20 protein-coding genes are annotated in these 25,240 nt (G+C 36.8%); 19 read left to right on the top strand and 1 reads right to left on the bottom strand.

Annotated features, from left to right (window positions below; genetic code table 11):
• Positions 1–6: 6 nt before the first annotated feature.
• From WAX74_RS03585 to WAX74_RS03520, 14 genes are all read left to right on the top strand, one after another.
• Complete coding sequence (locus WAX74_RS03585; RefSeq protein WP_336496293.1) at positions 7–801, top strand: enoyl-CoA hydratase/isomerase family protein; 795 nt, start codon at positions 7–9, stop codon at positions 799–801.
• A gap of 32 nt (positions 802–833) precedes the next feature.
• Positions 834–1,994 (top strand): acyl-CoA dehydrogenase family protein, encoded by a 1,161-nt coding sequence (locus tag WAX74_RS03580; protein WP_336496292.1) that lies wholly within the window; start codon positions 834–836, stop codon positions 1,992–1,994.
• A gap of 971 nt (positions 1,995–2,965) precedes the next feature.
• Positions 2,966–4,306 carry an MmgE/PrpD family protein gene (locus tag WAX74_RS03575; protein WP_336496291.1) on the top strand — a complete coding sequence of 447 codons (1,341 nt, stop codon included), beginning with the start codon at positions 2,966–2,968 and terminating at the stop codon, positions 4,304–4,306.
• A 32-nt stretch (positions 4,307–4,338) separates the two neighbouring features.
• Entirely contained in the window at positions 4,339–4,866 is a 528-nt protein-coding gene (locus WAX74_RS03570) for a PaaI family thioesterase (protein WP_336496290.1), read from the top strand.
• A gap of 3 nt (positions 4,867–4,869) precedes the next feature.
• Entirely contained in the window at positions 4,870–5,715 is an 846-nt protein-coding gene (locus tag WAX74_RS03565; RefSeq protein WP_336496289.1) for a fumarate hydratase, read from the top strand.
• A 12-nt stretch (positions 5,716–5,727) separates the two neighbouring features.
• Entirely contained in the window at positions 5,728–6,276 is a 549-nt protein-coding gene (locus WAX74_RS03560) for a Fe-S-containing hydro-lyase (protein WP_336496288.1), read from the top strand.
• Positions 6,277–6,305: 29 nt separating this feature from the next.
• Entirely contained in the window at positions 6,306–7,220 is a 915-nt protein-coding gene (locus WAX74_RS03555) for an NAD(P)-dependent oxidoreductase (protein WP_336496287.1), read from the top strand.
• Between the two features lie 20 nt (positions 7,221–7,240).
• The gene (locus tag WAX74_RS03550) at positions 7,241–7,915 is read left to right on the top strand and encodes a GntR family transcriptional regulator (RefSeq protein ID WP_336496286.1); all 675 of its coding nucleotides are present in this window, start codon (positions 7,241–7,243) and stop codon (positions 7,913–7,915) included.
• Positions 7,916–7,947: 32 nt separating this feature from the next.
• On the top strand, positions 7,948–9,009 hold the full coding sequence (locus tag WAX74_RS03545) for a tartrate dehydrogenase (RefSeq protein ID WP_336496285.1): 1,062 nt from the start codon (positions 7,948–7,950) through the stop codon (positions 9,007–9,009).
• A 105-nt stretch (positions 9,010–9,114) separates the two neighbouring features.
• Complete coding sequence (locus WAX74_RS03540) at positions 9,115–9,966, top strand: HpcH/HpaI aldolase/citrate lyase family protein (RefSeq protein WP_336496284.1); 852 nt, start codon at positions 9,115–9,117, stop codon at positions 9,964–9,966.
• 56 nt (positions 9,967–10,022) lie between these two features.
• Positions 10,023–11,189 (top strand): mandelate racemase/muconate lactonizing enzyme family protein, encoded by a 1,167-nt coding sequence (locus tag WAX74_RS03535; RefSeq protein ID WP_336496283.1) that lies wholly within the window; start codon positions 10,023–10,025, stop codon positions 11,187–11,189.
• A gap of 33 nt (positions 11,190–11,222) precedes the next feature.
• Entirely contained in the window at positions 11,223–11,915 is a 693-nt protein-coding gene (locus WAX74_RS03530; RefSeq protein WP_336496282.1) for a class I SAM-dependent methyltransferase, read from the top strand.
• Positions 11,905–13,353: an SLC13 family permease gene (locus WAX74_RS03525; RefSeq protein ID WP_336496281.1), complete on the top strand. Its 1,449-nt coding sequence runs from the start codon at positions 11,905–11,907 to the stop codon at positions 13,351–13,353. Before WAX74_RS03530 ends, WAX74_RS03525 begins: the two co-directional genes overlap by 11 nt.
• Before the next feature lie 19 nt (positions 13,354–13,372).
• Positions 13,373–14,545 (top strand): CaiB/BaiF CoA transferase family protein, encoded by a 1,173-nt coding sequence (locus tag WAX74_RS03520; RefSeq protein ID WP_336496280.1) that lies wholly within the window; start codon positions 13,373–13,375, stop codon positions 14,543–14,545.
• Between the two features lie 300 nt (positions 14,546–14,845).
• Here WAX74_RS03520 and WAX74_RS03515 read toward each other — a convergent pair whose 3' ends face one another.
• The gene (locus WAX74_RS03515; protein ID WP_336496279.1) at positions 14,846–15,334 is read right to left on the bottom strand and encodes a sigma-70 family RNA polymerase sigma factor; all 489 of its coding nucleotides are present in this window, start codon (positions 15,332–15,334) and stop codon (positions 14,846–14,848) included.
• Positions 15,335–15,602: 268 nt separating this feature from the next.
• Here WAX74_RS03515 and WAX74_RS03510 point away from each other — a divergent pair, with 268 nt between their 5' ends.
• The 5 genes from WAX74_RS03510 to WAX74_RS03490 all read left to right on the top strand — a co-directional run bounded on the left by WAX74_RS03510 (position 15,603) and on the right by WAX74_RS03490 (position 25,195).
• Positions 15,603–16,055: a competence protein ComK gene (locus tag WAX74_RS03510; protein ID WP_336496278.1), complete on the top strand. Its 453-nt coding sequence runs from the start codon at positions 15,603–15,605 to the stop codon at positions 16,053–16,055.
• A gap of 340 nt (positions 16,056–16,395) precedes the next feature.
• Complete coding sequence (locus WAX74_RS03505; RefSeq protein WP_336496277.1) at positions 16,396–17,457, top strand: GDSL-type esterase/lipase family protein; 1,062 nt, start codon at positions 16,396–16,398, stop codon at positions 17,455–17,457.
• Positions 17,458–17,561: 104 nt separating this feature from the next.
• The gene (locus tag WAX74_RS03500) at positions 17,562–18,041 is read left to right on the top strand and encodes a metal-dependent hydrolase (protein WP_336496276.1); all 480 of its coding nucleotides are present in this window, start codon (positions 17,562–17,564) and stop codon (positions 18,039–18,041) included.
• A 224-nt stretch (positions 18,042–18,265) separates the two neighbouring features.
• Entirely contained in the window at positions 18,266–20,347 is a 2,082-nt protein-coding gene (locus tag WAX74_RS03495) for a bifunctional metallophosphatase/5'-nucleotidase (RefSeq protein ID WP_336496275.1), read from the top strand.
• A 75-nt stretch (positions 20,348–20,422) separates the two neighbouring features.
• The gene (locus tag WAX74_RS03490; protein WP_336496274.1) at positions 20,423–25,195 is read left to right on the top strand and encodes an endonuclease; all 4,773 of its coding nucleotides are present in this window, start codon (positions 20,423–20,425) and stop codon (positions 25,193–25,195) included.
• The last annotated feature ends 45 nt before the right edge of the window (positions 25,196–25,240 follow it).

Below are 25,240 nucleotides of genomic sequence, written 5' to 3'. Positions count from 1 at the left end.
ACAGTCATGACAAATTGGCAAACGATATTATTGAACGAAGAGTACAGTTCTGAAAATGTTTATATCATTGAATTGAATAGACCAGAAGCAATGAATTCCTTAAATACATTAATGGCAAACGAACTGATTGAATGCTTAAAGGAATTACATGAAAAAGAGGATTTACGTGTTTTGATCCTAACAGGAAGTGGTGAAAAAAGTTTCTGCGTAGGAGCTGATTTAAAAGAAAGAAAAGGTATGACGAACAAACAGTGGAAACAGCAACACGACATTTTTGAGGAAGCATACGGATTATTACGTAACTTTCCATTTCCAGTTATTGCAGCAGTAAATGGTTTTGCTCTTGGTGGTGGGATGGAAATGCTCTTAAGCTGTGACCTTCGCTATGTATCGGAACATGTGAAGATGGGATTACCTGAAGTAAAATTAGGAATTATTCCAGGGGTTGGTGGAACTCAACTATTACCACGAGCTATTCCGGTTGGATTGGCGAAAGAATTTTTATTTAGAGGGAACCAAATAGATGCACAAAGAGCATTAGAAGCAGGAATAGTAAATGGTCTATTCGTTAAAGAGGAGTTATTGCTGAATACTTTGGAAATCGCAAAGGAAATTGCAAGAAATGCGCCGTTATCTCTAAAAGCACTTAAACAGTCCATTAATAATGGGCTTCAAACAGATATTAATACAGCCTTAACTATTGAATTAGATCAATATTATAAATGTGCCAATTCAGAAGATAGATTGGAAGGAATTTTATCTTTTAATGAAAAACGAAAACCAAATTGGCAAGGAAAATAACTACACGTAATAGATGAATAGGAGGAAGTTAGATGGTATTAAGCACAAAGGAAGATATAGATCTTATTAGAAAAAGCGTACGTTCTCTATGTGAAAAATTTCCGGAGGATTATTGGAAAGAAGTAGATAAAAAGCAAGAATATCCGGAGAAATTTATAAAAGCTTTAACAGATGAAGGATGGTTATCCGTATTAATACCCGAAGAATATGGAGGTGCGGGTCTTGGAATGGTAGAAGCGGGAATTATATTAGAAGAAATTAACCGCTCTGGAGGAAATGCAGGTGCAGGTCATGCCCAAATGTACACAATGGGAGCAGTTCTTCGCCATGGAAATGAAGAACAAAAGAAACGGTTCCTGCCGAAAATTGCAAGTGGTGAATTGCGTCTTCAAGCCTTTGGTATTACAGAACCAACTGCTGGAAGTGATACAACCAGTATAATTACTACAGCCGAGCGCCAGGGAGACAAATATATTGTAAATGGACAAAAAATTTGGACGTCACGAGCTAATTACTCGGACTTAATGCTTTTACTGGCAAGAACTACACCGAAAGATAAAGTTTCGAAAAAGACTGATGGATTAAGTTTATTTATTTTAGATATGCAAGATCAAAAAGATAGAATTACTATACGTGATATTGACACGATGATTAATCATGCAACAACGGAAGTGTTCTTTGAGAATGTAGAGATTCCAATTGAAAACTTAATAGGCGAAGAAGGAAAAGGATTCCGCTACGTCTTAAGCGGGATGAATGCAGAGCGAATTTTGATTGCTTCGGAAAGTGTTGGGGATGGTTTATATTTTATCGATAAGTCAGTGAAATATGCGAACGAACGTGAAGTTTTTGGAAGACCTATTGGCCAAAATCAAGGAGTCCAGTTCCCGATTTCCCGTTCTTATATGGAAATTGAAGCAGCTAAGCTAATGAGAGATAAAGCAGCTAAAATGTTTGATGCAAATGAAAACTGTGGTGCAGAGGCAAATATTGCAAAGTACCTAGCTTCCGAAGCAACATGGAAAGCAGCGAACGCTGCCATGGATACATTTGGTGGTTACGGATTTGCTACAGAATATCATATTGAGCGGAAGTTTAGAGAGGCACGTCTATTTGTGATTGCTCCGGTAACGAATAATCTCGTAGTTAGCTATGTAGGTCAGCACGTTCTAGGACTTCCTAGATCCTTTTAAGGCATACAGGGTTCTTGATACGGGAACTCAGATTGAAGATAAGGCAGTTAGCTCCTGCGGGAAAGCGAGACAGACGAGACCCTGGACGAAGCCAGAGCGAGGGCACTGAAAAACTTACATTTTTTATAGCGTATTGGTCTTCAAAACAAATAGCACTTTCTTTCTTTGTATATTTCTTACTCTTTTCGTTTATTAGCTTCAATACTAGCTTTAGATTCAATGCAAATATCGTTATGGATCCTTGTATCTCCATGGCAATTAGCCCCGCAGACGATGACGTATCTGCGATATGTATCCGATGTGGACTTAGTTGAGCGTTCCAAATACGATATGTCCTTTAAATACTTCATAGATATGGCACTAGAAGATGACTTCAACTTGATGATTTTTTAGATAGGAGATTCTTTCTGTAGACATACACTGTTGATTGTAGTGAAAGGCGGCGACTCCGACGGGATCAGAGAGACAGATGAAACATCACAACGTACCCAAAGGGGCGGTGATGGTTCATCGCTCACCCCGCGGAACGCGACCGCCTGGAACGGAAATCAACTAGTTCCATCTTCAAAAGCGAGTAAGTAAACAATAAATCGTTCTTTACTCGTTATGACATCCTTGAAGACTTTTTCAGTGCCCTCAGCGGAGCGAAGGAGGAGGCTCTTCACTCGCCAACGGAAAGCGAGCGGTAAGCTTCGGAAAGCCTGATTTTTCCTATGTAGACATACACTAGTTGATTGTAGTGGAAGGCGGCGACTCCGGCGGGATAAGTGAGACAGATGAAACATCACAACGTACCCAAAGGGGCGGTGATGGTTCATCGCTCACCCCGCGGAACGCGACCGCCTGGAACGGAAATCAACGAGTTCCATCTACAATAGCGAGTAAGTAAATAATAAATCGTTCACTTACTTACTATGCTGGGTCCTCAATACAAGGACCTTCCATCTTATTTCCAAAAGGAGAGTCAGATAATGGACTTAAGCAAGGTTTTGGCGAAATACAGTGTTGGTATGACTTATGAAATGCTTTCTCCTGAAGTAATCTCCTTTACTAAGCTTTGTATTTTGGACTATTTTGGATCAGCTATAGCTGGTTCGAATAAACAGCCAATCCAAATGATTAGTAATTTAGTGAAAGAACTGGGAGGAACAGAGCAAGCAAGCCTCTTTACTGGAGGGAAAACCTCCGTCTTACAAGCTGCTTTAGTGAATGGGGCATCAAGTCATGTTGTGGAGCTAGACGACATCCATAAAGGATCTATTATCCATGCTGCTACGGTAGTTATTCCAGCAGCTCTAGCCATTGCAGAATGGAAAGAAATATCTGGAAAAGAGTTAATTACTGCTATCGTTTTAGGCTATGAAGTTTGTTATAGAATCGGAGAAGCTGTTTCACCTTCTCATTATTACTATTGGCATAATACAGCTACATGCGGGACATTTGGTGCGGCCATTGCTGCAGCTAAATTACTACAATTAACAGAAGAAGAAACAATACATGCATTAGGAAATGCAGGTACACAAGCCGCTGGACTGTGGGAATTTATAGTGGATGGAGCGATGACTAAACAACTTCATTCTGGAAAAGCATCAATGAACGGTGTTCTTGCGGCACTCTTAGCTCAAAAAGGTTTTACAGGTCCGCATAAAATTCTCGAAGGTGACCGTGGTTTTTTTAAAGCAATGAGTGATAAGTATGATTCATCTAAAATTACAGATGGTTTAGGAAGTGAGTTTAAAATTTTGGAGAATTCCTTTAAAATTCATGCTTCCTGCCGTCATACACATCATACTATTGATTTATTAATTGAAGTCTTTAATGAGCGTAAGCCTAAATTCGAGGAAATTGAATCAATAACTGTTAAATCATATAAAGCTGCTATAGATATAACAGATAACGGTGATCCAAAAACAGAGTATGCAGCAAAATTTAGTCTACAATTTTGTTCAGCCTTAGCCATTTTACAAGGTAGTGCTGGTTTAGCTGATTTTAATGAATCCAATTTGTGGGACAGTCAAATAAGAGCACTTTTGAAGAGAGTGAATGTAGGGATAGATCCCCAAATCAATGCGAGTTATCCAGAAAAATGGGGTTCAACAGTCGAAGTTGTTTTGACAAATGGAGAAATTATTACTAAAGAGACCGATTTTCCAAAAGGAGATCCCGAAAATTCTGTAACGTCAGAGGAACTCATTGAAAAGTTTATGCATATGACTGGACAGCTTCCATTGGAGAATAAACAACTGATTATTAAAAACATATTAGAGCTAGAGCTCATGGAAAATTTGACAACCTTGATGGCTGATGTATAAAAGATACTTTGGATAAAGAGGGGGAATGAAGGATGGAAGAAAAAGATATGAACAGAAATGAAATTATACAATCTATTCAAACGAATCTTCAAACGCTGAGCAGTAATGAGTTAACTCAGATATCTTATTTGCTCTCTCTTTATCAAGCGTCTTATACGAATGTAAATACAAACGATATACCAATGCATTTATTAGGTAGATTTTTAGGGATTACACAAAATTCAGATGGAACTACTGAAATGAAACTTGGAATTCAAAATGAGAATACATATGGAGTTGCGCAAGGAGGATCAATTTATACGCTTTGCGATGTTGCAATTGGGTTTAGTATTTTAAAAAATTTAAAAGAGGAGGAAAAGGTTTTTACTCTTGAATTGAAAATAAATTTTATTAAAAAGGGTCAGGGAAGTTATCTGTTAGCGAGTCCTTCTATACTTTACCAAGGAAAAAACACAGTCGTTACTGAGTGTAGTATCACAGATGATAATGGGAATCTAGTTGCCAAGGGGCTCGGTACCTTTTATATCGTTCGGGAGAAAAAGGAAGAAAAGGGAGGATGAAGCATGGGCGAAATTCTTTATCAAACGATCGTTGAACAAGTTTCGGAGATGTGTAAGAAATCTAATTATAATTTAGGTGATGATGTTTATTCTGCTTTTAAGCAAGCATTAAACACAGAACAATCTGAAACTGGCAAAGAGGTTCTTTCCCAATTGATTGAAAATGCCGATATTGCAAAAGCAGAACAAGTTCCAATGTGTCAGGACACCGGAACAGCGGTCTTTATCGTAGAGCTAGGTCAAAGCTGTCATATAGTTGGGGGAAGCTTGGTTCGAGCTATTAATGAAGGAGTTGCAAAAGGATACGGTGAGGGATACTTGAGAAGTTCAATGATTTATAATCCTTTAAATCGAAAAAATACAGGAGATAATACACCTGCAGTTATCCATATTGAACTTGTTGAAGGAGACTTTCTTACGATTCATATGACTGCCAAGGGTGGTGGGGCGGAAAATATGAGTGATTTGAAAATGTTAAAACCTTCTGACGGTATGGATGGAGTTAAAAAATATATTCTATCTATCGTGAAAGAAGCGGGACCAAATGCATGTCCTCCACTCGTAGTTGGCGTTGGTATTGGTGGAAACTTCGAGCGTTGCGCATATCTGGCAAAAAAATCTTTGTTTAGACCATTAAGTATACGACATGAGGACCCTGTTATTGCTGAATTAGAAGAAGAACTAATGCTTGAAATTAATCGACTTGGTATTGGTCCTCAAGGTATGGGAGGTAGTACTACAGCGTTAGATGTAAAGGTAGAAGTAGAGTCTTGCCACATAGCTGCATTACCTGTAGCCGTCAATCTTAACTGTCATGCCAGTCGCCATCAAACTATTACTTTAAAGTGAGGAGAGCATGCTGTGCAGAAAAAAATTAACCTACCTTTACAAGAGGCAGATCTTATTTCTTTAAAAGCAGGAGATCGTGTTTTATTATCAGGCGTTGTTTATACTGCCAGAGATGCGGCACACAAAAGAATGATCGAACAAGAAAAAGAAGGGATTCCTTTTCCAATCAATTTGACCAATCAAGTTCTTTATTATGTTGGTCCTACCCCCGGTAGACCTGGAGAAGTTATTGGCTCAGCAGGACCTACTACTAGCGGAAGAATGGATTTATATACTCCAAGATTACTTGAAGCGGGATTAAAAGGCATGATTGGAAAGGGATATCGCAGTGAAGAAGTGAAGAAGGCGATGAAAACGAATAAAGCTATTTACTTCGGAGCAGTTGGAGGGGCTGCTGCATTGATCGCTCGTTCTATTAAGTCCTCTGAAGTTGTTGCTTATGAAGACTTAGGGACAGAAGCAATTAGAAAATTAACAGTTGAGAACTTTCCGGTATTTGTTATTAATGATATTCACGGTGGAGATCTTTACGAAGAGGGAGTTTCCGAATATAAGCAATGAAATCTATTTTAAATAGAGGGGATTAACTTATGATGAGAGTTGGAATTATTGGCTTAGGTAACATGGGTGGCAGAATGGCTAAGAGGCTTTTAGAGCAAGGAGTAGAAGTTGGGGTCTTTGATTTAAATAAAGAATTTATGCGAACTTATGCAAGTTTAGGTGCAGAGGAAGCAGAGAGTCCAGCTGATTTGGCATCAAAATTTCAATATGTTATAACAGTCCTTCCTAATGTATATATCGTGAAAGAAATATTGATTGGTGAGGATGGATTGATGAAAGGTTTAAATCCAAATAGCTTACTAATAGAAATGACTACCTCTATTCCTTCTGAGACGAAAGAAATAAACAAAATGTTGAAAAATGCAGGATTTAGAATGATAGATGCTCCAGTCAGTGGAGGAGTAAAAAAAGCAGAAGATGGCACATTGTCCATAATGGTTGGGGGGGAAGTATCAGATTTTGAAGAAGCTAAGCCACTCTTAAGTAATATTGGACAGAATATTATTCACGTAGGGGAAGTTGGAGCAGGCCATACGATAAAAGCGCTAAACAATATGATTTCAGCAGCGACATTAGCAGTAACGGGAGAAGCAATCGCTCTTGGTGTAAAGCTTGGTCTAGAACCAACTAAAATGTTAAGTGTAATCAATTCAAGCACAGGAAAAAGTTTTTCAAGTGACTTTAAATTTCCAAACCAAGTACTTACAAGAAACTTCGAGGTAGGATTTACATTAGATTTGATGGTGAAAGACTTGAAAATTGCGATGAGTATGGCTGAAGAAGAAAAGGTACCTTTGTTTATATCAAGTGCTTCTTTTCAGTTATGGAAACAAGCGTGGTCACAAGGTAAAGGCAGTCAGGACCATACAACTATCGTAAAACATATAGAAGAAATGTTTAATGTTGAAATAAAAGCAGAAATGACTTTACTTCCAGGAGAATAGGGAAAATTAAGGAGTGCAGCATGGAGAAATTCAAACTAACAGAGATAGATAGAGCAACTTTACAGTTTAAAGTTACTACTAAGTTAAGAGATTTAATATTAAAAGGCGAATTTAAGATGGGCGATCGTCTTATGCAAGAAGAATGGGCAGCGAAACTGGGAGTAAGCAGAATGCCTCTTCGAGAAGCTTTGAAACAGCTTGAGGTGGAAGGACTCGTTCGTATTGAACCAAGAAGAGGGGCAATTGTAACACCTGTATCTACGGATGATATAGAAGAAATCTACCAGCTAAGAGCCATGCTTGAAGGGGAAGCGGTAGTGAAAGCTCTTCCTTTTTTAGACGAAGAAGATATTAGCGAACTAGAAAATTTATATGAGCAAATGATTCGATTAAAAAATAGTGAGACAGACATGGAAATGTACATGAAAATAAATGCAGAATTCCATCAAATTATTATAGAAGCTTGTCCGTGGAGAAGGATTAAAGGATATATTGATACATTGTGGAAAGGTATACCTCCTTATACACCAAGTTTACTAGTGGATCATCTATCAGAATCTCATAAGGAACATAGCCTAATGGTGAAATATATTAAAGAAAAAGATGCCATCAAAATAAAAGAAGTAACAGAAAAGCATATTATTAGAACGAAAGAAAACTTAATAAGAATGATTGAAAAGAACGGAAGACAGTAAGCAAAAAATTCGTATGGCGAGGGGAGATTATAATGAAAAAGTTGGACATATCCGTTATTCCTGGAGATGGTATAGGGAAAGAAGTAGTACCGGAAGCGCTTCGAGTTTTAGATACAATAGCAAAGGTTCACGGAGGGTTAACACTTAATTATACACATTATCCTTGGAGTTCTGAGTATTATGTCGAGCACGGCAAAATGATGCCTGACAACGGTTTAGACTTACTAAGTCAAAGTGATGCTATTTTTTTGGGAGCAGTAGGTGACCCATCTCTCGTAAAGGATCATATTTCCTTGGGAGGTCTTTTGTTAAAAATTCGTCGAGAATTTGAACAAGTTATTAATATACGGCCCGCTAAACAAATAAAAGGAATAGTTTCCCCATTAACGAATCCAAGAGATTTCGATATTATGATTGTCAGAGAAAATAGCGAAGGTGAATATAGCAGTAGTGGTGGCAGAGTTCATCATGGTATAGATGAGATAGTAGTTCAAAACTCTATTTTCACTAAAAAAGCAGTTTCACGGGTCATGGAATATGCTTTTGAACTAGCAAGAAAGAGAAATGGTCATTTAACGAGTGCAACCAAATCGAATGGAATCGTTCACTCTATGCCATTCTGGGATGACGTATTAGCTGAAGTTTCCCAAAACTATAAGGATATTCCAACCAAAAGTGAACATATAGATGCACTTTCAGCTTTTTTCATTACAAAACCCCACACATTGGATGTAGTTGTGGCTAGTAATTTATTTGGAGATATTTTAAGTGATATTGGAGCAGCAATTATGGGGAGTATTGGTATTGCCCCTGCTGGAAATATAAATTTAAACGGTAAATACCCTTCCATGTTTGAACCCGTTCATGGTTCGGCACCTGATATTTATGGAAAAGGAATAGCGAATCCAGTTGGCCAAATTTGGACAGCCAAGATGATGTTGGATCACTTTGATGAGATGGAAATGGGAACAGTCTTGTTACATGCGATTGAACAAACTTTACAGTCAGGAATAAAGACTCCTGATATTGGTGGGAACTCTAACACAACCGAGGTGACGGATGCTATTATTGCCAAAATAGAAGAACTTGCATAAAGAGTTACTTACTGTTTGTATGAAAAATATTCGGAGCATTATGTGTGACATTTATCAATGAGAATACCCAATTTTACCATAACTGTATTAAAAGAGGGGACGTCAATGAATCTAGCAAGATCTTATTTATTTGTACCTGGAACTAACATGGATATTATCAAAAAAGCAGTTCTTTCCAATGCCGACTCTGTCATTCTGGACTTAGAAGATGCTGTTGCATTATCTGAAAAAGAAAGTGCAAGAGAAATAGTTAAAGAATCATTAATTAGGTTTGGTAATGAAAAAGAAATGATCGTAAGAATAAATGACTTGGATACACCTTTTTGGGAGATGGATTTAAAGTGCGCGTTATCCAGTGGGGCATCTGGTGTTATGGTTCCGAAATCGGAAAGTTTCCATGGTATAAGAAGTGTTTGTAATAAAGTACGTGAATTTTCTTCCAATCACTCACGTCCTATTCAAGTGATTCCATTGATAGAAACAGCAAAAGGAATTCAATTTGCGCATTCTATTGCTACATCAGATAAGTTGATTGCTCGAATGGCTTTTGGTTCTATTGATTTTTCGTTAGACATCGATTGCGAGCTTACACCAAATGGGTTGGAATTATTATTCGCTCGGTCACAAATTGTCATTGCTTCAAGAGCTGCTGGCATTGGGTCTCCTATCGATACAGTCTATCCTGAATTAAACAATGAAACGGGTTTGGAAAATGATGCGAAACTCGCTAAACAACTTGGCTTTAAAGGAAAATTAATTATTCATCCTAAGCAAATACAAGCCGTACACCAAACATTTTCCCCATCCAAAACAGAGATTGATCAAGCGACAGCTATTGTAAAAGCATTTGAAGAGGCAGAAAATAACGGAATAGCATCTATAGAGGTAAATGATCAGTTTGTAGATTATCCAGTTTACAAAAAAGCGAAAAGCATTTTATTTCATACCAATTCTTAAAAAACTGCAAGAAAATAATTCAGAATATTTAAAAATAAATATAAAGGATGAGTGCTTTGAAAATAACGAATGTTGAAGTTAAGACTGTACCTATTAGTAGTCCAATCAGAAATGCTTATATCGATTTTAGTAAAATGACTGCATCCGCAATAGCTATAACAACAGATGTTATTAGAGATGGAAAGCCAGTTGTCGGTTATGGATTTAATTCAAATGGTCGTTATGCTCCTACCTCCCTTTTAAATGAACGATTTATTCCTAGATTGCTAGAGGCAGAAGCGAAAGACATTATAACGGATGATGGGACTAATCTAGATCCACATAAAATACATGCCATAATTATGTCGAATGAAAAACCAGGTGGACACGGTGAAAGAACCGTTGCTGTCGGTGTTATAGACATGGCTATTTGGGATGCAGTATCAAAAATAGAAGGAAAGCCTTTATACCAATTGCTTGCCGAAAAATATGGAAATGGCCAAGTGGACGAGAAGGTATACATTTATGCGGCTGGTGGTTACTATTTTCCAGACAAAGGTTTGAAGGAACTTCAAGATGAAATGAAGGGATATCTGGAATTAGGTTATAAAGATGTGAAAATGAAAGTCGGCGGTGCTTCTTTAAAAGAGGATCTACATCGTATTGAAGCTGTTCTGGATATTTTACCTTCAGGAAGTGGATTAATGGTCGATGCAAATGGTCGCTTTGACTTGAAATACGCGATTGAATTCGGAGAGAAAATTAAAGACTATGAATTGATTTGGTATGAAGAAGCAGGAGACCCACTTGATTTTCATTTACAAGCAGAGCTCTCTAAGAGATACCCACATGCAATCGCAACAGGGGAAAATATATTTTCATTACAAGATGCAACGAACTTAATTCGATATGCTGGTATGAATCCCGAGAAAGACTTTCTTCAATTTGATTGTGCACTTAGTTATGGATTAGTGGAATATTTACGTATTCTCGAGATGCTAGATGAACATGGGTGGTCCTCAAGACGTTGTATCCCTCATGGAGGACACCAAATGTCACTAAACATAGCTGCTGGATTGGCACTTCATGGAAATGAATCTTACCCGGGGGTATTCCAACCATTTGGTGGATTTGCAGATAATTATGCAGTTGAAGACGGTTATGTAAAGCTTCCGGAAGTTCCGGGCATCGGCTTTGAAGCAAAATCCGATTTGTATAATTTACTATTAACTATTGGGAAATAAGGTGCTTATATCAAATAGAAGGAAGTTGAAAGGATGACTAAAAAACTGGAATTCGATCACGTGATTGCCGCTGAATATGACAAAGGGATAAGACGAAATCTTCCTACTTATGATCCGATGCTTCGGCTTTCGCAAACTTTTCTACGAGCGAACCTAATAGATAATGCTTCACTCCTAATTGTTGGGGGTGGAGGTGGTAATGAGCTAAATGCTTTTGGACCTACAAATACAGAATGGAAGTTTACAGTCGTTGACCCATCAAAAGCTATGCTTGAAGTGGCGAAGATGAAGGCTGAACAAATGGAAATGGATAATCGGGTTGAATTTTTCAATGGAACGATAGAAAAAGTTCCCTCTGATTACACTTTTGATGCTGCAACATGTATCTTAGTTCTTCATTTCATTCCCGATATAAATGAAAAGCTTGCACTTCTTAAAAATGTAAGATCTTATTTGAAACCAGGTGCACCATTTGTTCTCGTTAGCAAATATGGTGATCCTGATACTCCAGAGTTTAAAGAACTTGTTAATCTTTGGAAAGACTATTGGCTGGATACGACAAAAATGTCTGAAGAGAAAGTGGAAGAATTAATGAAGGCGACCTTAACAGAGTCATCTGTTTCGGAAGAAGTAATTCAAGATTTGCTGTCAGAGGCTGGATTTCATCGAATTGCAAACTTTTTTAAGACTAATCATTTTGGTGGTTGGATTTGTCATGCTCTATAAATGGGAAAGTTTTAGACGAAGAAAGTTAGTTAAGGAAGACTTAAAAACTTTTACATCTATTTCTCTTGCTATATTAGGATTCTTCTTGGTGTTTCTCTGTTTACCAGATACATTTTCATACTCAGCCAAAATTATGACGAGCATTATAACGCTCGGAATCATTTTATGGTCTTTAGAGCCTATTCCTATGGGACTTACAGGGCTGATTATATTATTACTAATGCTTATTTTTAAGGTTGCAGATTCTTCCGTCATATTTAGTGGATTTGCTTCGCCTGCTACCTTTTTGATTGTTGCTGGTATGATGCTTGCAATAGCTGTAAATGAAACTTCTCTCATTAGGAGGTTGACATACAAAATCTTAATGAGATGGGGAAGTCATGCTAAGGGATTATTAGGAAGTATTATTGTTATTCAGCAAATTCAAGCGTTCTTTATTCCATCCACCGCTGTTCGAACAGCCTTAATGTTACCTGTTTCTACAATGATTATAGAAGTTGTAAATGCTAAACCAGGAAGTAATTTAAGAAAAATGATTATGTTGGGAGTTGCTTATGGGGGTGTCGTTAGCGGAACGGCAGTCATGACTGCGGCAATTGGAAATATATTAACGGTGGAAATTCTTAATCGTTTTGCAGATGTTAATATAACTTATTTTCAATGGTTTATTTATACGCTCCCATTATGGCTTATATTAATTCCTTCTATATGGATTCTCTTATTAAAAGTATTTCCATTACCAAAAGAGCAACAATACTTTCCTATGATTGAAAATGAAATGAAAGAGAGATTAGAAGAATTAGGTCCAGTGAATAAAAAAGAAATCAACTGTCTAGTCATCTTAATTTTAATAGTTGGTCTATGGCTAACCGAACCGCTTCATGGGATGCATCCCAGTATTCCTGCTTCATTAGGTGTAGTGCTAATGACATTACCTAAAATAGGTGTTGCTTCTTGGGAACCGGTTATTCAAATTAATTACAATACAGTTTTGCTATTAAGTGTAACTTTATCAATGGGATATGCGTTTGTAGACTCTGGAGCCGCGGATACAATTAGTGATTATTTAAGTGTAAATTGGTTTATGGATATTATTCAAGATCCATTATTGGCGGTATTTATAGTCATTGTAATGGCACAATTGTTTCATAAAATGATATCGAATGTTTCCACTGCGGTTGTCGTTTTGGTTCCTATTATTATCAGCGTGGCCCAGAATGCAGGGATAGACCCATTAGCAATTGGATTCGCAACTGGATTGACTTGTGTTTTCGGATTTATGTTAGTTGTTGAATCCATGTCAAATATACTCGCACATAGCAGTGGAATGATTACACAAAAAGACTTTTTGAAACCTGGTTTATACGCAACTATTATAACGATCATAGCAACAGTAGTTGTTGCATCGACGTGGTGGAGATGGATTGGATTGGTTTAAAATGTAAGGAGGAATGTATATGTTGCCGTTACAAGGTATAACCGTTGTATCATTAGAGCAAGCCGTTGCTGCACCATTTGCTACAAGACAGCTAGCAGACTTAGGTGCACGTGTTATAAAAGTGGAGAGACCAGGAACAGGTGATTTTGCTCGTAACTATGATAAAACAGTTAAAGGAATGGCCAGTCACTTCGTATGGGCAAATCGTTCAAAAGAATCTATTGCACTTGACTTAAAACAAGATGAAGCGAAAATAGTTTTAGAAAAACTACTGTCAAAAGCAGATGTTTTCATTCACAATTTAGCACCTGGTGCTGTAGATCGTCTTGGTTTTAGTGCTACAGAGTTAAAAGAAAAGTTTCCAAAGCTTATTATTTGTGGAATATCTGGATACGGAAGTTACGGTCCTTATATGAACAAAAAAGCTTATGATTTGCTAATTCAATGCGAGGCTGGCCTCGTTTCTGTAACCGGTACAGAAGATACCCCGTCTAAATCAGGTATCTCAATTGCCGATATTGCAGCTGGTATGTATGCATATACTGGTATCTTAACAGCTATTATTGCTCGTTACAAAACGGGTAAAGGAGCAATTTTAGAAGTATCGATGTTAGAGGCATTAGCAGAATGGATGGGCTATCCTATGTATTATTCTGGATACGGAGAAAATGAACCAAAACGAACAGGTGCCAGTCATGCTACTATCTATCCTTATGGTCCTTTCAAGGCAGGTGAGCAAAAGTTAGTCTTTATGGGCATACAAAATGAAAGAGAGTGGGTTCGGTTTTGCGAAAATGTACTGGTTAATCCTGACCTAGCAATAGATTCCCGCTTTAACAATAATTCTAACCGTGTAGCAAATAAAGATTCATTGAAAGCTATAATTGAAAGTGTTTTTCAAAAGATGGAGCCCAATCAAATCATAAACCTTCTGGAAAAAGAGAAAATAGCGAATGCACGATTAAATAAGGTAAACGATTTAATCGATCATCCTCAACTAGAAGCGCGTAATCGTTGGAGAGAGGTAGAATCTCCAGTTGGAAAATTAAAAGCATTGATACCACCTGTAACTTTTGATGAGATAGAGACAGTCATGAATCCAATTCCAACCGTAGGAGAGCATACAAAAGGAATTTTAAAAGAGCTAGGTTATGAAGATGATGAAATAAGCAAATATACTTACCAGGCTTAAAGGTGTGTTGGAAAAAAATCCACTAGTGTAGTAGTCGTTTATGATTATTAATATTTATGGATAAAAATGGCTGAACAAGACCTCTTACACCTCGTACGCGACAAATCAAGGAACGCGACAAAGTAACCTAAATATACAAGCGCCCCCTGTAGAATCCACATTTACAGGGGGCTTTTTATCGTATCGGAAGGTCAAGTTCTATTCGCAAGTTTATTTACACATATCGGAAGTCTATATAGAATTATCGTATGCTCCCCCTTAATAGCAAAATTCAATCCAACTCTAAGGTGACTTTCCTTATTATTTTTTCACTTTTAATGAATTTCTCAATTTATTCAACATCCGCTCACGTCTTTTCTTAATCCCTGGAATGGTGATCCCTGCTCGTGTAGCTGCTTGTTGAAGGGAGATGCCTTCGACGAAAATCCAGAGGATTAATTCGCGTTCGTTTGTTGTTAGGGTCTCGAGTGCGAGACTCAGGTCTTCATTTTGGATGCTTTTTACTAATGCTTGCTCTAGAAGAAAGGATAGCTTTTCATCTTCTATGGGGTTAATTGTTTCCTCCTCATGTTTTTCTTTTTTTAATTCATCAAGCATGGATCCGTATATGCAGCGGTATGCATACGGAGCAAATTCACCTTTTTCCGCTTCGAATTTTACCCATGCCCTCCATAAAGCGATTCTCCCAGCTTGTCTGTATAATTCGTGGTTTTTGTAGATATTTAATTTTCTAATGCAGGAAGAAATCATAGGCTCGTACTGATTTAATGTGTCTTCAAACGTGTTCAATGGACGTTCCTTTGGAGTCGTGCACGATTCGTTTATTCCTAGGTAGCAATAGCATAATTGCTATTGGAATATATATCTAATTGGTAAAAAGAACGTTTGATTAGAGAAAACACTATGTATATGACATTCAAACTAATTGTTTTATATTGGAAGACATACCTAATATATATTAATAATTCAAACTATTACATATTTTCAGTATAATTAGACTATACAAGCATATGGTTATTTGGTAGGATATTACTATAGGAGGAAAAGGAGGATTTTATTGAAGAAATGTTTCTTTATAAACAAAGACACGTTATTACTTGCATCCGTATTTACAGGTGAACACAAAGCAAAAATCATTAAGACACATGGAATTTATTATTCACCATTATCAGTTCAACAACTATTGGGAAATGCGTGCATTCAATATGCATCTACTCTAGAGGGACGAATTCAAGCGATTAAAATGTTGATGAATTATTTTGTTAAAACACCACTTCTTATTGATCCAAATGGCGTAGGGGCATTCCCAACAATGTCATCCAAAAACCTGGAGTGTATTTGGATCTTTAATCATCATTTTGAAGTTGAATCCCTTGGAAAAGGAAAATCAAAAATAACCTTTAGTAATGGCGAAACTTATATCGTTAATGTTTCTAAAAATGTACTATTAAAACAAAAACAGAGGCTTCACGCCACGATTGATACCTACCGCACGATCCATCGTGATTAAAAAAATACATAGGTAACAATCCTATTAAGAAGAACTCACGATACTTTTCGTTTTAAAAAAGATCTACCACTAAAAAATATCTCCTATAAAAATGAGAATGTTAAAGTGTAATAGATAGAGATTAGAAAAGAGATATAAGGACGTGCGACTAGAGTATATATACTTCGGTCGCTTTTTTGCGTTGGAAGGAAAAGTTACAAGTATGTAACTGGTGCCTGGCACCAGTAACATACTTGTAACACTAAGCAACAGAACAACAAATTTAAAACTTTAAAGTGATATTGGAATGTGGATTTGCGTGGGGTAAAATGAAGAAAATGGATGGGAAGGGGATTGTGCATTGAGAAAGTGTTTGCTGTTTTTGGTGGCTTTTATGTTTTTCTTGTTTAGTTTGGGAGCTCCGATTGTACAGGCGGAGAATGCCAAAATTGATTATGTTGCTTTAGGGGATTCGTTGGCTTCTGGCCATACGCCTTATGGAGACAAAGTTGGCAGGGGTTTTACGGATATGATTAGTGAAGCTATTGCAAAGGAAAATATGCTAGGTTCTTTTACAAAGGAATATGCGACTTCTGGTGAAACGAGCGTTGGTTTGTTGGAGACGTTAAAGCGTGGGGATGTGCAGCAATCATTAAAAAATGCAGAGCTCATTACGATCATTAGTGGAGCGAATGATTTTATTGATGAAATGTATAATCCAAATGATGAAAGTATCAATACAGATCTTACAAAAGCAACAGCACTTTTAAATAAGGTCGCTGGTAATATGACTACTGCGATTCAACAGGTGAAAGCTTTAAATCCAGAAGCAGATATTTATTTGTTTGGTTATTATTTTCCTCTTCCTCATTTGAAAAATACAGAGTCAAAAAAACAGATACAACTTGCTTTTAGTATTGTAAATAATCGCTTGGCAACTCTAGCTAAAAATGAGGGAGTCCATTTCGTGGAGGTAGCTTCAGCCTTTGATAAAAACGGTGCCTCTTATTTGGAAAATCCAAAAGACATTCATCCAAATGAAGCGGGTTATAAGGTATTGGCTGATCAATTTTTATTAAACTATTCAATTCCCGTTAATGGTCCTTTTCCCAATCACACAGGTGAATGGGGAAACAAAATAGATAAACCGGAATTAGTGGCAGCAGACAAAATGTGGACGGTAACTTTAACTAAAGGAATAAATCCTGCAAGTGTAAAAGAAGCTGTTTATGTAGTTAAGGATGACACTAAGCTAGTACCGGTTGGGATAGAAGTATCAATAGATAATAAGCAAATCCTTATTTCGCCGCCTAAACAGGGGTATAAGCCTGGTGCATATCAGTTGATGATCACAAATAAACTCACAGATAAATCTGGCGGAGCACTTCAAAAGACAGTTTTGGTAAATTTTAAAGTTAAATAGAATGAAGAAAGAGTTATCGAATATAGGTTCGATGGCTCTTTATTTCGTTTGTATACATAGTGTAAAGTGATAATTGAATTATTGACTAAAGGAGAATTACAAGCATGACAGGAAACACACACATCGTAGGCGGTATAGCAGCAAGTCTTGCTTTTGCACAAGTCTCCCATTATGATCCGGTTATTTTGCTGGGGGCAGGTGTCGTAGGGGCACTAATACCGGATATTTGCCATGGAGGGAGCACCATCGGTCGGAAGCTTCCGATAGTTTCAAAGGTTATTAATACAATCTTTGGGCATCGATCTTTTACGCATAGTTTGTTATTTTTATTTCTAATCGAGGTTTTATTAACAACATTCTTGAAAAACGAGTCGGTGACAGTAGGGATACTAGTTGGGATGGTTAGTCATTATATTTTGGACATGGCAACTAAAAATGGGATCAAACTATTGTTTCCTTTGAAAGTAACGATTCGTTTCCCACTTACGACTAAAACTGGGGGAAAGATAGAGTATTTAGTTTTTGCTGCGTTATCTCTGCTATCTGTCTATTTTGGTTATGAAGCGTTTGTAAATAATTATTAACAATGAAAAGTGCTATTCTTTGGATAAAAATCCAGTAGAGTAGCACTTTTTTATGTGATTTTTACTTTAAAGTTCTTATAGTTTATACAATTGTAAATATTAGTTTACTTACTTTTAACAATTTTCAGATTGTACTTAATATTTAAAATAATTATCTTTAAGAGGTTCTGTACTAATTTAAATTTCTATGAATAAAATTTACAAATACCAGTAGGAGGGAAACTATGAAAAAAAATACGATTAAAAAGTCTGTAATCGCCACAGTTCTTGCTACAACCCTATTAACTTCTACAAATGTTGGCTATGCAAATACCACGTTAGAACAATTGGTGGACCAGGCAAGAGCAGGCTTGAAGGTTGCTAAAGACAACAATGGTGGAAGTAACAATGGCGGAAGCAATAATGGTGGGAGTAATAACGGTGGAAGCAATAACGGTGGGAATAACAATGGTGGAGGAAATAATGGTGGTGGTAACAATACAACATTTGAATTGTCATTGATGCATACTAACGATACCCATGCAAAAGTGGAAACTGCTACTAAACGAATTACAGCGATTAAAGAATTTCGTAAGCAAAAACCGAATGCTCTTCTTATAGATGCTGGAGATGTTTTCTCCGGAACACTTTATTTTAACGAGTATAAGGGTCAAGCAGATTTAGAGTTAATGAATCTAGCAGGCTATGACTTGATGACATTTGGTAACCACGAGTTCGATCTTGGCTCTACTCCAGAAGGACATCAAGCATTAGCAGAATTCATTAAAGGTGCTAAGTTCCCTTTTGTTAGTGCAAATGCAGATTTTTCAGCAGATGATAAATTCAAAGGATTATTCAGTGATTTGATCTCAAGTAAGCCAAAAGATGGGGAAATTTATAATGGAATTGTGAAAGAAATTAATGGGCAAAAAGTTGGTTTCTTCGGGTTAACCACTGCTGAAACAAAAGGTCTTTCAAGTCCAGGGAAAGTAACTTTTTCAAACTATATGGAAGAAGCAGAAAAAGCAGTTAAAGCATTTGAAAAAATGGGAGTGAACAAAATTGTAGCTGTGACTCATATTGGATACGATGACAATCCTGAAGTGGATAATGATCTATCATTGGCTGCTTATGTTGATGGAATTGATGTCATTATTGGTGGACATAGTCATACAAAACTAGATGCTCCTGTAATTATAGATAAGGATGAAAAGGGAGTAGCGAAGGACAAAACAATTATCGTTCAAGCATCTTCTCAAGGGGATTACCTAGGAACGCTAAATATAGAGTTTGATAAAAAGGGTAAAATTGTTGGACAAGACGGAAAGTTGATTGAGGTTGGAAAACTAGCAGAGGACCCTGAAGCTAAAACAATTCTTGGCAAATACAAACCAAGAGTGGATGAGATAGCTAAAACCGAGATAGGAGTGTCTACAGATGTAGTGCTAGAAAATCCTCGTACAAATGGGGACAATACAAAACCAAGTGTGCGTAAAAATGAAACAATATTAGGAAATCTTATAGCAGATGGTATGTTGGCAAAAGCTAAATCAATTAATCCTAAGGTTATCATGGCGTTCCAAAACGGTGGAGGAATTCGTTCAGAGATTGGAGTAGGTCCAATAACTGTTGGTGAAGTAATCACAGTTTTACCTTTTGGAAATACTTTATCAACAATGGGGATTACGGGTGCTGAATTAAAACAAGCATTTGAAACTAGTTTTGGTGTATACCCATTAGAAAATGGTGGCTTCTTACATGTTGCTGGAGCAAAAGTAGAATTTGATTCCTCTAAGCCAAAAGGGGAACGCGTAGTGTCAATTTCTTATGAAAAAGGTAAAGGTGAATATGTTGAAATTCAAGATAATGAAACTTACACAGTTGCAACTAACTACTTTACAGCACAAGGTGGAGACAATTACACAGTTTTCAAAAAACTCTACGATGCTGGTAAAGTAAATGACCTTGGCCTTTCCGATTGGGAAAACTTTAGAGATCATTTAAAGTCTTTAGAAAAAATACCTACTAAAATTGAAGGAAGAATTGTAGATGTTAAAGATCGAGTGAAAGAACCTATTGCTGCGGAAGATTTCTCAGGAACAGTAGAAACACCAAAGGTTTATGAGGGTGACGTTACCGTAATTGTTACAGATGCGGAGAAACTAGAAAATGCAGTTATAAAAGGTAATTTAATATTAATTGGTACTCCAAAAGAAACATTATCTATTTCAAACGTAAAGGTTACTGGAAATGTAGACCTATCAGGGATAGAAGGAATAAATTTTGACTTAGAAAGTTTAACAGTAGATGGGGAAATGATTCTATAGATTCTATACAAAGCCTTCTAGGAGGCTTTCTATATTGATTACAAAAATCGTTAATATAAAAGGAGAATTATATAGATGAGGAAAAGTACTTGGAAAAAACCCTTAAATGCTTTTTTATCTGCTAGTTTAATAGTGAGTCTAGTCTTACCAGTGTTTCCATCAACTACAGTTGCTGCAACTAATGCTTCAGATTTAATTATTTCAGAGTATATTGAGGGAAGTGGTTTTAATAAAGCTATTGAACTTTATAATGGCACAGGTAAATCTATTAACTTAAGCGATTATTCACTTGAGCTTTATGCAAATGGTGCTACTGCAGCTACCGCTACATTAAAATTATCAGGTGCATTGGATAATGACAAGACATATGTTCTTTATCACAATGATGCAAATACAGATATTAAAAGCAAAGGAAATTTAGAAAATGTTAGCGTTATAAATTTTAATGGTGATGATGCTCTTGTATTAAGAAAATCAGGTGCAGTAGTCGATTCCTTTGGTCAAGTTGGACAAAGAGGCAATTATGGAACAGATACTACATTAGTTCGAAATAGCAACATTACAAGTGGCGATAAAATAATAAATGATTCCTTTTCGGCATCGGCTGAATGGACATCATTTGCAAAAGATATTTCTTCGAATTTAGGTACTCACACAATGGATACCGGGGGAACAATTCCAGGTGAAAACAAAGTTGAAGCAGTTACACCATCAATTCCTGCTTCTAGTGTTGCAGCAGGAACTGAAATTACATTATCTACAAAAACCGAGGGGGCTGTGATCTACTATACTACTGATGGAACAGAGCCTACTACTTCAAGTAAAGAATATGAGGCTCCAATTGTCATCGATAAAAACATGACAATTAAAGCTATTGCGGTAAAAGAGGGATTCGAAAATAGTCCTAAAGCAGAATTTACTTATACTGTGATTGGTGAATCAAATGTCCTTTCAATTGCAGATGCTCGCAAAACTACATTAGGTTCAAAAGTTACAATTAAAGGAATTGTGGCTGCTAATTTGAAAAATTCTATTTCTGTACAAGATGCTACAGGAGGAATTGCTGTACGTCCTACAAGTCTCACAATAAAAGCAGGGGAAGAAGTAACTCTTTCTGGTACATTAGCAGAATTTCGTGGGTTGCTGCAATTAGACAGTGCAACAGTAGTTGAAAATAAAGGTAATGTTGGCGTACCAGCACCAAAAGTTGTAACAGGTGCAGATATGAATGAAGAAAATGAATCACTTCTAGTTCAGGCAAAAAATGTTACATTAACTGCTGTAGATTCTAATAATAACTATACTGCTACCGATGGAACTGTAAATTTTGTTATTCGTGATGAAAGAGGAGATTTAGGATTAAAAGTTGGAAATACGTATGAATCAATTATAGGGATCGTGCAGCAATTTGATACAGCATATCAAATTATTCCTCGTTCGATTCAAGATATTATAGTAGACAGTTCCTCATTAAAACAAGCGGTTGCAACACCAGGAAGTGGGACATATATTGGTGGAACTACTGTGACTTTATCAACTTCTACTGCTAATGCAGAAATTTATTACACATTGGATGACACTGAACCAACAGTTGCTAGTACTAAATATGTTAATCCAATTGAAATTAAAGAAAGCAAAACACTGAAGGCGATCGTAAAAGGGCAAGACGGTACTTTAAGTGAGGTGTCCACATTTAACTACACAGTTACTGGTAAATTGGAAATCCACGATATTCAAGGAGAAGGGCATACTTCACAATTCGATGATCAAACAGTTGAGGGAATTGAGGGAATCGTTACCTATTCATTTAAATTAGGAAACGCAAATTATTATACGATTCAAACTCCTGATGAATTTGCAGATAATAATCCAAACACTTCTGAAGCAATTTTACTTTACAGTGGAAATAGTGCTTGGCCTATTCAGGTTGGAGATTTAGTATCTGTAACAGGTAAAGTTGATGAATATGCATATGATGGTTATTCAGATCGTCAAGAGACTGATTTAAAGACAACACAAATCAACGTTCGTAATGATCAAGGTGGTAAAGTTGTAGTGAAAAAAAGTGGTTTAGCATTACCAGCTACAATCATTATCGATGAAGCAAAAATGTCATTAGAGAAAATTGATAGCGATAATCTTTCCGTTTTCAATCCAACTGTTGATGCAATTGATTTCTGGGAAAGTATTGAAGGAATGCGAGTAGAGGTTGGTAATGTGAAAGCTGTTGCTCCTCAAGAGCATGGCGACTTGATTACCGTACTAGAAAATGCTCCAACAAATTCACTACACGGCGGGGTATTGTATGAAGAGGGGAACCAAAATCCAAATCGCATACAATTCCGATTAGAACCAAATGGACCTGGGCGTGATTTTGAAGTAGCAACTGGAGATAAATTTAAAGGGCCGATTACGGGTATTGTTGGTTATTCGTTTCAAAACTTTAAAATCTATGCATCTTTAGACGAAATGAAAAAAGCTTATACAAAAGGTTCTTCAACACCTGAAAGAACAACAATTGAAAAAGCAGAAGATAAATTAACGATTGCTTCTTATAACTTAGAGAACTTCTCGAATAACACGAGCGAAACTTCAAACGATAAAGCGAATAAACTAGCAAGAGCTTTTGCTCAAGATATGAAAAATCCTGATATTATTGGGGTAACGGAAGTTCAAGATAATAACGGAGAGGGCTCTGGTGACTCAAAAGCGAATCAAAGTTATGAAAGATTAATAGCTGCTATTAAAGCTGCTGGCGGTGTCGACTACAAGTATGTAAACATCGACCCAGTCAACAATCAAGACGGCGGAGCACCAAATGCAAATATTCGTGTTGGGTTCCTTTACAATCCAGAACGTGTAAAACTTACTGAAGGTATTTCTGCGGGAACTGCTACTACTGCGGTTGGTTACGAAAATGGTAAGTTAACGCATAATCCAGGTCGTATTGATCCTACTAATGAGGCTTTCATAAGCAGTCGTAAACCTTTAGCCGCTCAATTTGACTTCAAAGGTGAGAGTGTAATCGTTATTGCTAACCACTGGAACTCTAAATCTGGCGATACTCCTTTATTTGGAGCAATTCAACCGCCAATTTACGATAGTGAAATACAACGTCATAAAATTGCGAATGTCGTTTATAACTTTGTAGAAGATATTAAAACTAAAAATCCTGATGCAAATATTGTTTCGCTAGGTGACTTTAATGATTACCAATTCTCAGAATCACTTAAGATTCATGAAGGTGCTTTAATGACGAATTTGATTAATAAAGTGGAAACTTCTGATCGTTACACGTATCTGTATCAAGGTAACTCACAAGTATTAGATCATATTTTAGTTACGAAGAATTTAGAAAATAAAACTAAAATTGATATTCTTCATATAAATGCAGACTTTACAGATATGGCTGGTCGAGCAAGTGACCATGATCCGGTAATGGTACAAATTGATTTATTAGCTGATGACGAAGTTGTAACTCCAATTACAGCTGAAAAAACATATAACTTTAAGAAGCTTCATACAAAAAAAATAATTATAGGTAAACCAAGTGTGTCTATTGCACTGGATGGAGATTCACAGATTACAGAGGGCATAATCTTTAATGGTGCAGCTTATGCAGAATTTACAGGAGTGGGGTTTGAAAATACAAATGTAACATTAAAGCCTTCTCAAGCTGGAGCTATCGTTGATTTTAAAGGAACGAAAGTACAAAAAGTTATTATCGATGGTAAAAATGTTAAGGAAATCCGTGGAGCAGAAAATATTCAAGAAATTGAATATTTAAACGAAGCGAGTGCAGGAACAGTTTTATTTACAAATGTAAAAGGGGAACCAATTGTGGTTCCTTCTTTGCCCGGTGAGAATAAAGCACCTATCGTAAAAAAAATCATCCCTAACTCAAACGTTAAAACGGGAGAAACTTTAGCGATTTTGCTAACAGACCATTTCTCGGATCCAGAAAATGACGTTCTAACTTATACTTCTACAAAAGGAACAATAGACAATAATACGTTAAAACTAAATCTTGCAGAAGGCAGCCACATTGTAGGGGTTACTGCAAGTGATGGGAAAAATACTTCTACATTGAGCTTTACAGTAACATTTAAAACGGATTCACAAGGAGAAACACCACTTGATATATATTATAAAGATGCATTCGGTAAAGAAGGGCTATCTTTAAAAGCAGCACTTCATGAGATTATAGATGACCATACTCAGCTATCTTATGATAAAGCATGGGAAGCACTTCGTGAAACTGATGAGGACCCTCAAAATCCAAACAATGTCATTTTGTTTTACTCCGGAATCTCACGTTCTAAAAATAGTAATGGTGGTAATGTTGGTCAGTGGAACCGAGAACATACTTGGGCCCAATCACACGGAGGTTTTGGAACAAGTATGGGTCCAGGAACGGATATCCACCATTTACGCCCAACAGACGTACAAGTGAATAGTTCTAGAGGAAACTTAGATTTTGATATTGGAGGAAGTCCTGTTAGTGGTTGTAATGGATGTTATAAGGATTCCAATTCATTCGAACCACCTGATCGAGTAAAGGGTGACGTTGCGCGTATTTTATTCTATATGGCAACACGTTATGAACAAGGCGATAAAGTGGACCTAGAGTTAAACGATAAGGTAGACAATGGAAGTGTTCCATTTCATGGCAAGCTGTCCGTTTTATTAGAGTGGAATGAGTCAGATCCGGTAGATGAATTCGAGAGAAATAGAAACAAGGTCATCCAAAAATGGCAAGGGAATCGCAATCCATTTATCGATCACCCAGAATGGGCTAATCTCATTTGGAAAAAATCAGTATCCACAAACACTCAAAAAGCTTCCTAAAATTATAAAGATTTGATTAAATGTTACAGGAGTGTTACTGGTGCC

This window comes from Psychrobacillus mangrovi, from assembly GCF_037104765.1.
Taxonomy (GTDB): domain Bacteria; phylum Bacillota; class Bacilli; order Bacillales_A; family Planococcaceae; genus Psychrobacillus; species Psychrobacillus mangrovi.
This window is presented reverse-complemented; position numbering and strand designations above follow the sequence as displayed.